Below are 14,861 nucleotides of genomic sequence, written 5' to 3'. Positions count from 1 at the left end.
CCCACCTTCTGAGGGCCTATAGCTCAGTCGGTTAGAGCAGAGGACTCATAATCCTTTGGTCCACGGTTCGAGTCCGTGTGGGCCCACCAAATACGATAAAGCCGCGCATCAGCCGCGGCTTTTTTGTGCCTACTGTGCAGCCTTGCTCTTTCTGCCTCAGGGTGGCTAGGCTAACGCACCCATCGTAGAGATCCACCATGCCGGACTCCCGCGCCATCGCCCTGGACGAAATCGACCGCCAGCTGATCGCCCTCCTCCAGATCAACGCCCGCGAAAGCGTCGCCACCCTCGCCCGCCAGCTTGGCATCGCCCGCACCACGGTCAATTCGCGGCTGGAGCGTCTGGAGAAGAACAAGGTCATCACCGGCTACGGCGTGCGTCTTGGCCAGCGCTTGGTCGGCGGTGGCCTGCAGGCCTATGTGGGCATCAAGGTGCAGCCACGTTCCGGCAAGGAAGTGGTGCGGCGCTTGAGTGCGATGGGCCAAGTGCAGCAGCTGTGTGCGGTGAGCGGCGAGTTCGACTATGTGGCCTGGCTGCGCAGCGATTCGCCAGAACAGCTAGACCAGTTGCTCGACCAGATTGGCAGCGTCGATGGGGTGGAGAAAACCACCACGTCGATCATCCTCAGCAGCAAGGTCGATCGCGGACAGCCGATCTAGGAAGGCTTCCTGCAAGCGGTACATCAGCCTTCGCAACTTTTCGGAAGCTTCCTACAAGCGTTACACCCTGCAAATCACTCACGCTAGCGCAGAGCGGCGAGGTGTTGTCACCTATGTGAGTGAACTTTTGTGTAACCCATGTGGGTGACCCGTACACACATGCAGGCGACGTCATCAAAGGAACCAGGCCTCAGAAAGCTTCGTTTCTCTGACGTTCTGCGGCACAAGGGCAAGCGCGGCGGCATCCGTGTCATCTACTACTGGCTGACCGGCGCGCAGTTCTGGTTATTCACCTTGTACGGAAAGGACATGCAGGACGAATTGACCGATCTGCAGCGGCAAGCGCTGAAGAACTTGCTCGAACGCGAACAACTCATGAGGACTCCCCATGCCCCGCAACCTCTTCACTGAACTCACTGAAGGCTTCGACGCCCTGGCTGATGAGCGCACAGACAAGATGACGCTGCGCTCACACAAGGTGGCTTTCCAGTCACTCACTCCACTGGAACCTAGCGAGCTGGTAGAGCTTCGCCATCGCCTCAACATGTCTAGAGCGCTGTTTGCGAACTACCTGCGTACTAACGCCCGCACATTGGAAAACTGGGAACAGGGCCGCTCCAGACCCAACGCCCAGGCGGTTGCGCTGATTCGACTGGTGCAAAAATTTCCAGAGACAGTGGAGCACTTGGCAGCCCTGAACTGATTCGTCATAAGCATCCATCATGACGACATTACGACGATAAAAAACACATTTCGCCACTACTCTGCATCTTAATTACGAACACCCCGCTTCATAAAATGACCACCAGCCATCTCCTATACTCAGGCTCCGCCCCCTGCGCAGCCCTCTGGCAAGGTCATTTATGAACAAGAAAAACCGCCACCCCGCCGACGGCAAGCAACCCATCACCATCTTCGGCCCAGACTTCCCTTTTGCCTTCGACAACTGGCTGGAACACCCCGCTGGCCTGGGCAGCATTCCGGCTGAGCGCCATGGCGAGGAAGTCGCTATCGTCGGTGCCGGCATCGCTGGCCTGGTGGCGGCGTACGAGCTGATGAAACTTGGCCTCAAGCCGGTGGTGTACGAAGCCTCCAAGCTGGGTGGCCGGCTGCGCTCGCAGCCGTTCAACGGTACCGACGGGATCATCGCCGAGCTGGGAGGCATGCGTTTTCCAGTGTCGTCCACAGCCTTCTATCACTACGTGGACAAGCTGGGCCTAGAAACCAAACCCTTCCCTAACCCGTTGACCTCTGCCTCGGGTAGCACGGTGATCGACCTGGAAGGCCAGACCTACTACGCCGAGAAGGCAACCGACCTTCCTGCGCTGTTCCACGAGGTAGCTGACGCCTGGGCCGACGCACTGGAAAGCGGCGCCCAATTCGCCGATATCCAGCAAGCCATCCGCGACCGCGACGTACCACGCCTCAAAGAACTGTGGAACAAACTGGTGCCGCTGTGGGACGACCGCACCTTCTACGACTTCGTCGCCACCTCGCGCTCGTTCGCCAAGCTGAGCTTCCAGCACCGCGAAGTGTTCGGCCAAGTCGGTTTTGGCACCGGCGGCTGGGACTCGGACTTCCCCAACTCGATGCTGGAAATCTTCCGGGTGGTGATGACCAACTGCGACGACCACCAGCACCTGATTGTCGGCGGTGTAGAACAAGTGCCTCAGGGCATCTGGCGTCATGTTCCGGAGCATTGTGCCCATTGGCCAGAGGGCACCAGCCTGAGCGCGCTGCACGGTGGCGCGCCGCGCACTGGGGTCAAACGCATTGCCCGCGCCGCCGATGGCCGCCTGGCCGTCACCGACAACTGGGGCGATACCCGCCACTACGGCGCTGTGCTCGCCACTTGCCAGAGCTGGCTGCTGACCACCCAGATCGACTGCGAAGAGTCGCTGTTCTCGCAGAAGATGTGGATGGCACTGGACCGCACACGCTACATGCAGTCGTCAAAAACCTTCGTCATGGTCGATCGCCCGTTCTGGAAGGACAAAGACCCGGAAACCGGCCGCGACCTGATGAGCATGACCCTCACCGACCGCCTGACCCGGGGCACGTATCTGTTCGACAACGGAGACGACAAGCCTGGGGTGATTTGCCTGTCCTACGCCTGGATGAGCGACGCCCTGAAAATGCTTCCACACCCGGTGGAAAAGCGCGTACAGCTGGCCCTCGATGCGCTGAAGAAGATCTACCCCAAGACCGACATCGCCGGGCATATCATCGGCGACCCGATCACCATTTCCTGGGAGGCCGACCCGCACTTCCTGGGGGCGTTCAAAGGGGCACTGCCGGGGCACTACCGCTACAACCAGCGCATGTACGCGCACTTCATGCAACAGGACATGCCTGCCGAGCAACGTGGCATGTTCATCGCCGGCGACGACGTTTCATGGACCCCCGCTTGGGTCGAGGGCGCGGTACAGACCTCGCTGAATGCGGTGTGGGGTATCATGAGCCACTTCGGTGGCAGCACCCACCCGGACAACCCAGGCCCTGGCGATGTATTCGATGAAATCGGTCCCATCGCCCTGGCCGACTGAGACAAGGAGGCGCCATGCGCATTGCTCTGTTCCAGGGCACGCCCAAGCCACTGGACGTGCCCGGCAACCTTGAACGGCTGCAGCACCAGGCGCAGCTGGCGGCCGAGCGAGGGGCGCAACTGCTGGTGTGCCCGGAGATGTTTCTGACCGGCTACAACATCGGACTGGCACAGGTGGAACACCTCGCCGAAGCCGCTGATGGGCCGTCGGCCATGAGCGTGGTAGAGATTGCCCAGGCCCACCGCATCGCCATCGTGTACGGCTACCCGGAGCGTGCCGATGACGGGTCCATCTACAACAGCGTGCAGTTGATCAATGCCCACGGCAGCAGCCTGAGCAACTACCGCAAGACACACTTGTTCGGCGAGCTGGACCGCTCCATGTTCAGCGCCGGCCCCGACCACTTTCCGGTGGTCGAACTGGAGGGCTGGAAGGTCGGCATGCTGATCTGCTACGACATCGAGTTTCCGGAAAATGCGCGGCGCCTGGCGCTGGCGGGTGCCGATCTGATTCTGGTGCCTACGGCGAACATGGAACCCTACGACTTCGTTTGCCAAGTGACCGTGCGGGCTCGGGCACAAGAGAACCAGTGCTATCTGGTGTATGCCAACTATTGCGGTGCCGAAGGCGAGATCAAGTATTGCGGGCAAAGCAGCATCGTTGGGCCGGATGGCAGCCAGTTGGCCGTGGCTGGGCATGATGAATGCCTGTTGCTGGCTGAGCTTGCGCATGAGCGGGTGACACTGGGACGGGAGGCGTTTCCGTATCTGGCAGATCTGCGCCAGGACCTGCATTCGCGCAGCAGCTGACGAGGGGCCGCCATGCGGCCCAATCGCCGCGGTTCGTCGCTACGGCAAGCAGGCTCCCGCATGGACCGCACCGTCTTCAAAACCACTGCAGTACCTGTGGGAGCAACTGTCTTGCGCTGCCTGTACCGGCCTCATCGCCGGCAAGCCAGCTCCCACAGGTACTGCAGTGATCTCAAGATCTGCGCGGTCCTTGTGGGAGCCGGCTTGCCGGCGATGAGGCCCGGCCAGGCAATACAAATGGGTTAGCATGAACACCTGCCCCGGAGTTCCCATGCCTGACGCCATCCGCCACCTCACCCTCACCAACGGCTTGCAGCTCACTCTGCGCCACGCCCCGCGCCTGAAGCGTTCGGCAGCCGCCGTGCGGGTTCACGCTGGCAGCCACGACGCACCACCTCGCTGGCCGGGCCTTGCCCACTTTCTGGAACACCTGTTCTTCCTGGGCACCACCCTCTTCCCGCTGAACGACGGCCTGATGCGCTATGTCCAGACGCTTGGCGGACAGGTCAACGCCAGCACACGGGAACGCACCACGGACTTTTTCTTAGAGGTGCCGACCACTGCTCTGGCCGGTGGGCTGGAGCGCTTGTGCCAGATGCTCGCCGAACCTGACCTGGGCATCGAGCGCCAGCGCCGCGAACGTGAAGTCATCCACGCTGAATTCATCGCCTGGTCGCGCAACCCTGAGGCCCAGCGCCAGTTCAGCCTGCTGCAAGAGGTGTCGCCGTACCACCCGCTAAGCGGCTTTCATGCCGGTAACCGGCATACCCTCGCCCTGCAAAGCCCTGACTTTCAGCAGGCACTGAGAGGCTTCCACCAGCGCTTCTACCAGGGCGGTCAAATGGTCCTGAGCCTGACTGGCCCACAGACGCTGGATGAGTTGGAGCAGCTAGGCAAGCTATACGGCAGCCAGTTCGCTTCTGGAGAAAAGGTACGGCAGAGTCCGCCTCCAGCCTTATCGGCCACCGCTAGGTCCATGACATTCGCCCATGAAGCTTTGGGCGATGGTGCTGAACAGGCGCTCGACCTGCTGGTTACCTTGCTAAGCGACACCCGTCCCGGTGGCTGGCTTGCAACGTTGCGCCAGCGCAGCTGGCTGCAAGGGTTCAAGGCAGAGACGCTGTACGCCTACGCGGGACAATTGCTTTGGCATATCGAGTTGCAGCTCAGCGCATCTGCCAGCGCCGATGAGGCCAATGCCATGTTGCAAGGTTGGTTCGGCTTCATTCGCCAAGCCGATAGCGGACAACTCAACGCCGAGTTTGCCCTCCTGCAGCAGAGCCGCGAACAGCTTGCCAGCGCCCTTGAACTGGCGCGCCGGGACAGTGCCGGTAAACCCTTTTCAGCCTTGGACGACAACGGGCTGCTTGCGCTTCGTGCACTGCTCGACAACCTTCCATGGCGCAACCAAGGCCAATGGCATCTGCCAGAGACCGACGTGCTGTCGATTACCGAGCTGCCCGCTGGCCGCGGATCACTGCCAGCGGCCTTGGCCGTCAGCAACGAACTCCCTGCCACACGCCAGTTCGCCGCCGTCTACCTGCGTTGGTGCATTAAATCGCCACTGCGCGAGCGTCTGCATGGCCTGCTTGTACAGGCGCTGAAACCCTTGCAAGAACGTGCCGAGCGAGCCGGCGTACAGCTGCACCTCGATGCATCAGGCGAATGCTGGCAATTACGTGCCAGTGGGCTGCCTGCGGCAGTGATCCGCACCGTCGAGCAAGCACTGGCACAGCTGCGCAACCCCGACAGCTGGCAAGTCAGGCCGCAACCAGAGCCTGCTTTGATCCCAATCCGGGCATTGCTCAAGCAACTGCCGGACGTCCTGCAGCCAGCGAAACCAGAGCCTCTGCCTTCTTGCGTACTCGACCAACTGCAACTTGATGGCGTATGGCAGCACGCACCGTGGCATGGCCTGGCGGTGGGTCTCGATGATGACGGGCTGCAGGGGTTGGGTGCCGCTCTGCAAGCATGTCCAGGCAACGGCTCGGTACCCGAACAGCCAAGACTGTGGGCCCGTCGCCGCTGGCATCACGCTGAAATAGCGGGCAGTGAAAATGCCCTGCTGCTGTTCTGCCCTCTTCAAACCGCAGATGAAGCCACCGGTCGATTGCTCGCCCAATTGCTGCAAGGGCCGGTGTACCAGCGCCTGCGCGTAGAGTTGCAACTGGGCTACGCAGTGTTCAGCGCCTTCCGTCAGATCGAAGGCATCAACGGGCTGCTGTTTGGCGTGCAATCGCCGCATGCCTCCCATGACGAAATTCTTGACCACCTCAAGCACCTCCTGCTTGAAGGCGTGCAGCTTGACCCCAACGCTCGCCAAGCCCTGGCGGCGCAGTTCTGCGAACCCAACATGGTGAACGCCGAGGTGGTCGAGTGGGCCTGGCAGGCACATCTGGCTACACATTCGAGAGAACTGTCCGACCTACGGTGGTCTATCCTGCAGACACAGCAAAGCGACCTGGACGATCTGCTGCATGCTTGCTCAAACCCTGATGCTGCTTGGCTTTGCCTGGCCAATGCAGCGCCACCGGATGAAACCTGGCAGCAAGCCTGAGGTGGATTGTTACGCAGACTGCAACGGCGCTTTTCGAAGAATTAACCTTTCGGTACAAATTTTTCTTGTAAGATAGCGCAATCTCAGTTTATGGCGCCGTCCAAGCAGGGCGGCAACCTACCTGCCAACTGACAACCTCAACCCACCCGGAAGGAGCAAACCCATGTGGACCAAGCCTGCTTACACTGACCTGCGTATCGGCTTCGAAGTGACCATGTACTTCGCCAGCCGCTAAGCCCAGTCGCGGTTCGACGCCTCGGCCCGCCGGGGCGTTTTCGTTTTTCGGATACGCTTTTTCGGGTAGAGAGTAACCATGTACATCCAGATTCTCGGCTCAGCCGCCGGTGGCGGGTTCCCGCAGTGGAACTGCAACTGCGCCAACTGCAAGGGCTACCGCGATGGCAGCCTGCGCGCCACAGCACGCACCCAGTCATCCATCGCCCTGTCCGACGACGGCGAGCACTGGATCCTGTGCAACGCCTCACCAGACATCCGTGCCCAGCTCCAGGCCTTTGCGCCCATGCAGCCGGCCCGTGCCCTGCGCGACACCGGCATCAATGCAATCGTCCTGCTCGACAGCCAGATCGACCACACCACCGGCCTGCTCAGCCTGCGCGAAGGTTGCCCGCACCAGGTCTGGTGTACCGACATGGTCCACCAGGACCTCACCACCGGCTTCCCGCTGTTCAACATGCTCAGCCACTGGAACGGTGGCCTGGTGTGGAACCGCATCGAGCTTGAAGGCAGTTTCGTGATCGAAGCCTGCCCGAACCTTAAGTTCACCCCCTTCCCTCTGCGCAGCGCTGCGCCGCCCTACTCCCCGCACCGCTTCGACCCGCACCCGGGCGACAACCTGGGTCTGCTGGTCGAAGACACCCGCACCGGCGGCAAGCTGTTCTACGCCCCTGGGCTTGGTCAGGTGGACGACAAGCTGCTGGCGATGATGCACGGCGCCGATTGCCTGCTGGTCGATGGCACGCTGTGGGAGGATGATGAAATGCAACGGCGCGGCGTCGGTACCCGTACCGGCCGCGAGATGGGCCACCTGGCACAGAATGGCCCAGGCGGCATGCTCGAGGTGCTGGATGGCTTCCCGCGTCAGCGCAAGGTGCTTATCCACATCAACAACACCAACCCGATCCTGGACGAAGACTCAGCGGAACGGGCCGAGGTGGAGCGCCGTGGTGTGGAAGTCGCCTACGACGGCATGAGCATCGAACTGTGAGGCACGCGCTTTCTGTGGGAGCCGGCTCGCCGGCGATGCAGGTACCGCGCTACATGGCACCGGCTTCGCCGGTGATCGCTGGCAAGCCAGCTCCCACAGAGGCCCTGCTGTTTCTGGAGTACGCTGAATGAGCGATACAACCCCGATGTCCCCTGCCGAGTTCGAGCAGGCCCTGCGCGCCAAGGGCGCCTATTACCACATCCACCACCCCTACCACGTGGCGATGTACGAAGGCCGCGCCACCCGCGAGCAGATCCAGGGCTGGGTGGCCAACCGCTTCTACTACCAGATCAACATCCCGATGAAGGATGCTGCGATCCTGGCCAACTGCCCTGACCGCGAAGTACGCCGTGAATGGATCCAGCGCTTGCTCGACCACGATGGTGCGCCCGGCGAGGACGGTGGCATCGAGGCCTGGCTGCGTCTGGGGCAGGCCGTGGGCCTGGACCCGGACCAGCTGCGCTCCCAGGAACTGGTATTGCCCGGCGTGCGCTTTGCCGTGGACGCCTACGTCAACTTCGCCCGCCGCGCCAGCTGGCAGGAAGCGGCCAGCAGCTCGCTGACCGAACTGTTCGCCCCGCAGATCCACCAGTCGCGCCTGGACAGCTGGCCACAGCACTACCCGTGGATCGACCCGGCCGGCTACGAGTACTTCCGTACGCGCCTTGGCCAGGCCCGACGCGATGTCGAGCACGGCCTGGCGATCACCTTGCAGCACTACACCACCCGCGCGGGCCAGGAGCGTATGCTGGAGATCCTGCAGTTCAAGCTGGATATCCTCTGGAGCATGCTCGACGCCATGAGCATGGCCTACGAGCTGAACCGCCCGCCCTACCATTCCGTCACCCGCGAGCGGGTCTGGCACAAGGGAATCGCCCTATGAGTTTCGATCGCAAGCTGGTGCCGAACTGGCGCCCCGGCTACCGTTTCCAGTACGAGCCAGCACAGAAGGGGCACGTATTGCTGTACCCCGAAGGCATGATCAAACTCAACGAAAGTGCTGGGCTTATCGGTGGCCTGATCGATGGTCAGCGCGACGTGGCGGCAATCATTGCCGAACTCGAGCAGCAGTTCCCCGGTGTCCCGGAAGTAGCCGACGACATCGAGCAGTTCATGGAGGTGGCCCGTGCCGAACACTGGATCGTCTTCGCCTGAGTTGCCGCCCACACCCGAGGTCGGCCTGCCGTTGTGGCTGTTGGCCGAACTGACCTACCGCTGCCCGCTGCAATGCCCGTACTGCTCCAACCCGCTGGACTTCGCCGCCCAGGGCCAGGAGCTGACTACCGCGCAGTGGTTCAAGGTGATGGCCGAAGCCCGCGAAATGGGAGCCGCACAGATCGGTTTTTCCGGCGGTGAACCGCTGGTGCGCCAGGACCTTGCCGAGCTGATCGGTGAGGCTCGCCGGCTCGGTTACTACACCAACCTGATCACCTCGGGCATCGGCCTGACCGAAGCACGCATCGCCGACTTCAAGAAAGCTGGCCTGGACCACATCCAGATCAGCTTCCAGGCCAGTGACGAGCAGGTGAACAACCTGTTAGCCGGTTCTGAGAAAGCCTTCGCGCAGAAGCTGGAAATGGCCCGCGCGGTGAAAGCCCACGGCTACCCGATGGTGCTCAATTTCGTCACGCACCGGCATAATATCGACAAGATCGACCGCATCATCGAACTGTGCATCGCGCTGGAAGCCGACTTTGTGGAGCTTGCCACCTGCCAGTTCTATGGCTGGGCGCACCTCAACCGCCTGGGCCTGCTGCCGACTCGCGACCAGCTCGAACGCGCCGAACGCATCACCAACGAGTACCGGGACAAGCTCAAGGCCCAGGGCAACCCGTGCAAGCTGATCTTCGTCACCCCCGACTACTACGAAGAGCGCCCCAAGGCCTGCATGAACGGCTGGGGCAGCCTGTTTCTCACCATCACCCCGGACGGCACCGCCCTGCCGTGCCACGGCGCCCGACAGTTGCCGGTGCAGTTCCCCAATGTACGTGACCATGACCTGCACCACATCTGGTACGACTCGTTCGGCTTCAACCGCTTCCGCGGCTACGAGTGGATGGCAGAACCCTGCCGCTCCTGCGACGAGAAGGAAAAAGACTTCGGAGGCTGCCGCTGCCAGGCATTCATGCTTACCGGCGATGCCAGTAATGCCGACCCCGTGTGCGCCAAGTCGGCCGACCACGGCATCATTCTGAAGGCCCGTGAAGAGGCTGAAACAGCCCAACTGGAAATCGAGCAGATGACTTTCCGCAATGCGCGCAACTCCCGTGTGATTGCCCGTGGCTGAGTTCAGTGCCGCCCAGGCGGTGGCTGCCAGCACCGACTTTGCCGAACTCAAGGTCGGTGAGGCGGGGCTGTTCTGGAACGAATTCCGCCCGGCCGATGGCGCCTGCCGTATCTGGCACTGGCGCGACCAGCAGGCGCACTGCCTCACACCCGATGGTTTCAGTGTGCGCAGCCGGGTCTATGAGTATGGCGGCGGCAGTTTCTGCCTGGGGGGCGACGGGCTGTTGTTCGTCAACGAGCAGGATCAACAGATCTATACCCAGGCCTTGGAGGGCGCTACACCTCGCCCGATTACCCAGAACCCGGAATGCCGCTACGGTGATCTGCTATGGCATGCCGGCCAGGTGCTGGCCGTCGAAGAGCGCCGTGGTACGAGTGTCGAGCACTGCCTGGTTGCGCTCGGCGAGGGAACCCGTGAAGTCCTCGCCGAAGGCGCTGACTTCTACGCATCCCCCACCCTGAGTGACGATGGCACGCGCCTGGCTTGGGTCGAGTGGGACCGCCCTGCCCAGCCCTGGACCCGTACCCGCCTGATGCAGCGCCAACAGGATGCCGACGGCGTCTGGGGGCCGACACGGTGTGTGGTGGCAGGCGACGAGTCCCTGCAGCAACCACGCTTCGACACACAAGGCCGCTTGTACTGCCTGTCCGACCGTAACGGCTTCTGGCAGCCCTGGGGCGAGGTCAATGACCGCTGGCAGGCCCTGCCCGCTGAACCGGCCGACCACGCTGCCGCGCCTTGGCAACTCGGCGCCAGCAGCTGGTTGGCAATGGGGCCGCAAAGCTACTTGGCCAGTTGGTTTGAAGATGGTTTCGGGCAGCTGGGGCTACGTACGCCGGGTAACCAGGTCGAACGTTTCGCCAGCGCCTATACGCGCTTTCGCAGCCTGGCCATGGATGCCGATCAACTCTATGCCATCGCTGCGTCCCCGGTCAGCCCACCAGCGGTGGTCGCCATCGACCGCCATACCCACCAGGTGCACGTACTGGCAGGTGGCGCCGAAGTACTGCCGCCCCAACGTGTCAGCCTGCCTCAGCCGATCCACTACGACAGCGCTGGCGAAATCGCCCATGGCTTCTTCTACCCGGCTTCTGATGTGCAAGGCCCGACGCCACTGGTGGTGTTCATACATGGCGGCCCGACTTCAGCCTGCTACCCGGTGCTCGACCCGCGCATCCAGTACTGGACCCAGCGTGGCTTTGCGGTTGCCGACCTCAACTATCGGGGCAGCAGCGGCTATGGCCGGGCTTACCGCCAGGCCCTGCACCTGCGCTGGGGCGAATGCGATGTGCAAGATGCCTGCGCAGCCGTAGAGCATCTGGCTGGGCAGGGGCTGATCGATGCGCGCAAGGCGTTCATTCGAGGAGGCAGCGCAGGTGGGTATACCACGTTGTGCGCCCTCGCCTTCCATGATGTCTTCCGCGCCGGGGCCAGCCTGTATGGCGTCAGTGACCCCGTTGCGCTGGGCCGCGCCACGCACAAGTTCGAAGGCGACTACCTGGACTGGTTGATCGGCGACCCGCAACGGGATGCCGAGCGCTACCGCCAGCGCACGCCGCTGCTGCATGCAGCAGGTATCAAGGCACCGGTGATTTTCTTCCAGGGTGAACTGGATGCGGTGGTGGTGCCAGAGCAGACTCGATCGATGTTGGCGGCCTTGAAGGCCAATGGCGTCGAGGCCGAGGGGCATTTCTACGCAGGCGAGCGCCATGGGTTTCGCAATGCGCAGAACCTGGCGCATGCGCTGGAGGAAGAGTGGAAGTTCTATTGCCGGGTGCTGGGGTTGTGAGACCTGGGCTGCTTTGCAGCCCAATCGCCGGCAATCCGGCTCCTACAGTGATCTGAAGATCAACGCGGTTCTGTGGGAGCCGGCTTGTCGTGGCGACGAACCGCGACGATGAGGCCCTGACAGGCTAGCGCTTGGCGATGATGTACACCGCATGCACGATTCCCGGAATGTACCCCAGCAAGGTCAGCAGGATATTTAGCCAGAACGCTCCGCCAAACCCCACCTGCAGGAACACGCCCAAGGGCGGCAGAATGATCGCGATGATGATGCGGATGAAGTCCATGTGAATCTCTCCTGAAGGGGTTTCAACAGAGACTAGCCGCGCCAGCCAGAGGTTCCACAGCAAACGCCAGGCAAAAAAAAACGCCCCGAGCCAAATGAAGCTGGCCAAGGGCGATGCGCAGAAACGCGAGACGGTTCGTTGAAAATCGGGTGAGTCGCGACTACCGGTCAGGCCGGCACCTCGCGGCGGTTTTGCTGTTGCGCATGGAGCCTGGCGAAGGCGCGGGCAAGACGTAGAAGCATCTCGTCGATGTTGCCCTTGCTCACGGTCAGCGCTGGCGAAAAGCGCACCACATCAGCCTGGGGCGCATTGAGCAGCAAGCCCTCGTGCAAGGCGGCCTGGACCAGGTCTTGAGCCAAGTCCTCCTGCAACTGCAACGCCCACAACAGGCCCTGGCCACGCACTTCGCCCTGACCATAGCGGCCGGCCAGGCGGCTCAACCCATCGCGCAGATGACGGCCACTGTCCTGGACCTGTTCGAAGAAGCCCGGCTCCAGCACGGTATCCAGTACGGCAAGGCCTGCGGCACTCATCAGTGCATTGCCGTGGTGGCTGCCTTCCAGCTCGCCTGGTTCGGCGCAGCAGGCTGTACCGCGTGCCAGCAATGCCGCCAGGGGCACGCCCCCGCCCAGGCCTTTGCCCAAGGTGACGATGTCGGCACGCACACCATAGGTTTGCTCGGCCAGCAGCGCGCCACAGCGACCGATGCCCGTCTGCACCTCATCGAGGATCAGCAGGATGCCCAGCTCGCGGCAGAGTTTTTCGACACCCTGCAGATACTCCCGCGTTGCTGGAATCACGCCTGCCTCGCCCTGAATGGGCTCGAGCATGATCGCCACGGTGCGCGAATCCACCTCGGCATGCAGCGCCGCCAGGTCATTGAATGGCACTTTGCTGAAGCCTGGCAGGCCCGGCTCGCAGCGGTTGCACGGCAGCGGGTCGGAGGCTGACAGCGCGCCCAGGCTACGGCCGTGGCACCCTTGCGTGGCTGTGATGATGTGATAGGCACCGTTGCGATGCATCTGGCCCCATTTACGCGCCAGCTTGATTGCCCCTTCACACGCTTCGGCACCGCTGTTGAGCAGGTAAGCCTGGTCGCTGCCGGTGCTCTGGCACAGTCGGTTGACCAACGCCAGCAAACCACGGCTATGGAACCCCGAACCTGGGTTGATCAGCGCCTGGGCCTGGTTGCCCAAGGCTTTGACCAGCACGCTGGGGCTATGACCGAGGCTATTGACCGCACAACCTTGGGTGAAGTCCAGATAGGCATGGCCTTCGTTGTCCCACAACCAGGAGCCTTGGCCCCTGACGAACACCTGCGGGGCACGCTCGCTAGTCGGCATCAGACGCTCACGGGACAACTGCGGCGCATCCGGCACGATCACCGGCGCACGCTTGGGCTCGGCGACCGCGGCAGGGGCCGAACGGCGCAGGTTGAACAGGTTCATCGGGGCTCCAACCAATCACGGTAAAGGGCGGGCAGGGTCCGGTCGAAACGCCGGCGCTTGATATTTTGCCTTGCCTATCAAAAGTGTTTTTCATCCGAGGTAACAATCGCCTTAATCAGCGCTGTAACCTGCTGGAATACGGCGATAGACTAGGCTTCGCAGGCTGCTGAAGCCATTCCGTTTTTCCAGCTTTTTCGATAAGTATCACTTATGGATTTTCGCCAACTGCGTTATTTCGTCGCGGTGTATGAAGAAGGCCATGTGGGCCGTGCCGCCGAACGCCTGTCGTTGTCACAACCCGCGCTGTCACAGCAGATCAGGCAACTGGAACACAGCCTCGACCTGAGCCTGTTCGAGCGCAGCAACAAGCGGCTGCTGCCGACCCTGGCCGCCCATACCCTGTACAACCATGCCCTGCCCTTGCTCGACGGCCTGCAGCGGGCCCATGAGGCCATGCGCAACTTCAAAGGGCAGTCCCTGCGTACGCTGGCCATCGGCGTGCTGCAGACCGTGCGGCCAAGCATGGTGCCGCGTCTGCTGGAACGGGTGCGCAAGGCACAACCCCACCTGGTGGTGCAGATCTACGAGCTGTCGGGGCTGGAGATTGAACGGCGCCTGCTCAACGGCAGCCTGGATATCGGCATCAGTTACCTGCCACCCCGCCAGCCTGGGCTGCATGGTTTGCTGCTGTACGAAGATGAACTGCAACTGGTCATCCCGGACACCCACCCCTTGAAGGACTTCAAGAAGGTGTCCATCCGACAGGCTGCTGAGTTGCCGATGCTGATGCTTGGGGAAGAGTTCCAGATCCGCCAGATCTGGAAGGAACAACTGGCGAGCCAGGGCCGCCGACCGCAGGTTCAGGCCGAAATGAACAACATGGCCGGGATTCTCGACAGCCTGGCGCACACCGCATTGGCGACCATATTGCCGGGGCGAGCCAAGGAGGCCGCCGAGGACGACCAAGGCCTGCTGTGGAAACCCCTCAGTGAGCCCCGCGTGCCGCTGAAGGTTGGCCTGGTCTTTCGCGACGCACAGCGTCAGCAGGCGTCAGTGGAGTTGCTGCGCACGCTGCTGGAAGAAGAGACCGATGCGCGCCAGCTGGGGACTTCGCCCCTGGATGTGCTCGGGTAAAAACACGCGCACAAAGAAAACCCCGCCGAAGCGGGGTTTTCCAGACTGTTTCCCTGTGACATCCCTATCGCCCCGCCATCCTGGCAGGAATTCCATCGTTGTCCCTGTTCTGTCCTTTGCGCTT

At 62.2% G+C, this 14,861-nt stretch carries 15 protein-coding genes and 1 tRNA gene; 14 read left to right on the top strand and 2 right to left on the bottom strand.

Annotated features, from left to right (window positions below):
- Positions 1-12 precede the first annotated feature (12 nt).
- The 13 genes from PspTeo4_RS23465 to PspTeo4_RS23405 all read left to right on the top strand — a co-directional run bounded on the left by PspTeo4_RS23465 (position 13) and on the right by PspTeo4_RS23405 (position 11,872).
- Positions 13-89 (top strand) — tRNA-Ile (locus PspTeo4_RS23465).
- A gap of 108 nt (positions 90-197) precedes the next feature.
- The gene (locus tag PspTeo4_RS23460; RefSeq protein ID WP_322366187.1) at positions 198-659 is read left to right on the top strand and encodes an Lrp/AsnC family transcriptional regulator; all 462 of its coding nucleotides are present in this window, start codon (positions 198-200) and stop codon (positions 657-659) included.
- A 138-nt stretch (positions 660-797) separates the two neighbouring features.
- Positions 798-1,070, top strand: coding sequence for a hypothetical protein (locus tag PspTeo4_RS23455; protein ID WP_416196974.1), 273 nt, complete (start codon positions 798-800; stop codon positions 1,068-1,070).
- On the top strand, positions 1,048-1,362 hold the full coding sequence (locus PspTeo4_RS23450) for a transcriptional regulator (RefSeq protein ID WP_322366186.1): 315 nt from the start codon (positions 1,048-1,050) through the stop codon (positions 1,360-1,362). The genes PspTeo4_RS23455 and PspTeo4_RS23450 overlap by 23 nt, the downstream gene beginning before the upstream one ends.
- Positions 1,363-1,522: 160 nt before the next feature.
- A complete protein-coding gene (locus PspTeo4_RS23445; RefSeq protein ID WP_322366185.1) occupies positions 1,523-3,205 on the top strand; it encodes an NAD(P)/FAD-dependent oxidoreductase in 1,683 nt (560 codons plus the stop codon).
- A 14-nt stretch (positions 3,206-3,219) separates the two neighbouring features.
- Positions 3,220-4,014: a carbon-nitrogen hydrolase family protein gene (locus tag PspTeo4_RS23440; protein ID WP_322366184.1), complete on the top strand. Its 795-nt coding sequence runs from the start codon at positions 3,220-3,222 to the stop codon at positions 4,012-4,014.
- 271 nt (positions 4,015-4,285) lie between these two features.
- Positions 4,286-6,571 (top strand): pyrroloquinoline quinone biosynthesis protein PqqF, encoded by a 2,286-nt coding sequence (gene pqqF / locus PspTeo4_RS23435; RefSeq protein WP_322366183.1) that lies wholly within the window; start codon positions 4,286-4,288, stop codon positions 6,569-6,571.
- 163 nt (positions 6,572-6,734) lie between these two features.
- Positions 6,735-6,806, top strand: coding sequence for a pyrroloquinoline quinone precursor peptide PqqA (gene pqqA / locus PspTeo4_RS23430; RefSeq protein ID WP_008365141.1), 72 nt, complete (start codon positions 6,735-6,737; stop codon positions 6,804-6,806).
- Positions 6,807-6,884: 78 nt separating this feature from the next.
- The gene (pqqB, locus tag PspTeo4_RS23425) at positions 6,885-7,796 is read left to right on the top strand and encodes a pyrroloquinoline quinone biosynthesis protein PqqB (protein WP_322366182.1); all 912 of its coding nucleotides are present in this window, start codon (positions 6,885-6,887) and stop codon (positions 7,794-7,796) included.
- A gap of 127 nt (positions 7,797-7,923) precedes the next feature.
- A complete protein-coding gene (gene pqqC / locus PspTeo4_RS23420) occupies positions 7,924-8,679 on the top strand; it encodes a pyrroloquinoline-quinone synthase PqqC (protein WP_322366181.1) in 756 nt (251 codons plus the stop codon).
- On the top strand, positions 8,676-8,951 hold the full coding sequence (gene pqqD / locus PspTeo4_RS23415; RefSeq protein ID WP_322366180.1) for a pyrroloquinoline quinone biosynthesis peptide chaperone PqqD: 276 nt from the start codon (positions 8,676-8,678) through the stop codon (positions 8,949-8,951). Before pqqC ends, pqqD begins: the two co-directional genes overlap by 4 nt.
- On the top strand, positions 8,923-10,083 hold the full coding sequence (pqqE, locus tag PspTeo4_RS23410) for a pyrroloquinoline quinone biosynthesis protein PqqE (protein WP_322366179.1): 1,161 nt from the start codon (positions 8,923-8,925) through the stop codon (positions 10,081-10,083). The genes pqqD and pqqE overlap by 29 nt, the downstream gene beginning before the upstream one ends.
- Positions 10,070-11,872, top strand: a complete 1,803-nt coding sequence (locus PspTeo4_RS23405; protein ID WP_322366178.1) for a S9 family peptidase — start codon at positions 10,070-10,072, stop codon at positions 11,870-11,872. The genes pqqE and PspTeo4_RS23405 overlap by 14 nt, the downstream gene beginning before the upstream one ends.
- A gap of 124 nt (positions 11,873-11,996) precedes the next feature.
- Here the strand turns inward: PspTeo4_RS23405 and PspTeo4_RS23400 are convergent, their stop codons facing one another.
- On the bottom strand, positions 11,997-12,155 hold the full coding sequence (locus tag PspTeo4_RS23400) for a YqaE/Pmp3 family membrane protein (RefSeq protein ID WP_009681539.1): 159 nt from the start codon (positions 12,153-12,155) through the stop codon (positions 11,997-11,999).
- Positions 12,156-12,322: 167 nt separating this feature from the next.
- The gene (locus PspTeo4_RS23395; protein WP_322366177.1) at positions 12,323-13,603 is read right to left on the bottom strand and encodes an aspartate aminotransferase family protein; all 1,281 of its coding nucleotides are present in this window, start codon (positions 13,601-13,603) and stop codon (positions 12,323-12,325) included.
- Between the two features lie 210 nt (positions 13,604-13,813).
- Between PspTeo4_RS23395 and PspTeo4_RS23390 the strand changes: the two genes are divergently transcribed.
- Positions 13,814-14,737 carry a LysR family transcriptional regulator gene (locus PspTeo4_RS23390; protein ID WP_322366176.1) on the top strand — a complete coding sequence of 308 codons (924 nt, stop codon included), beginning with the start codon at positions 13,814-13,816 and terminating at the stop codon, positions 14,735-14,737.
- Positions 14,738-14,861: the final 124 nt, after the last annotated feature.

It is taken from the genome of Pseudomonas sp. Teo4, assembly GCF_034387475.1.
In the GTDB taxonomy this organism is placed as follows: domain Bacteria; phylum Pseudomonadota; class Gammaproteobacteria; order Pseudomonadales; family Pseudomonadaceae; genus Aquipseudomonas.
This window is presented reverse-complemented; position numbering and strand designations above follow the sequence as displayed.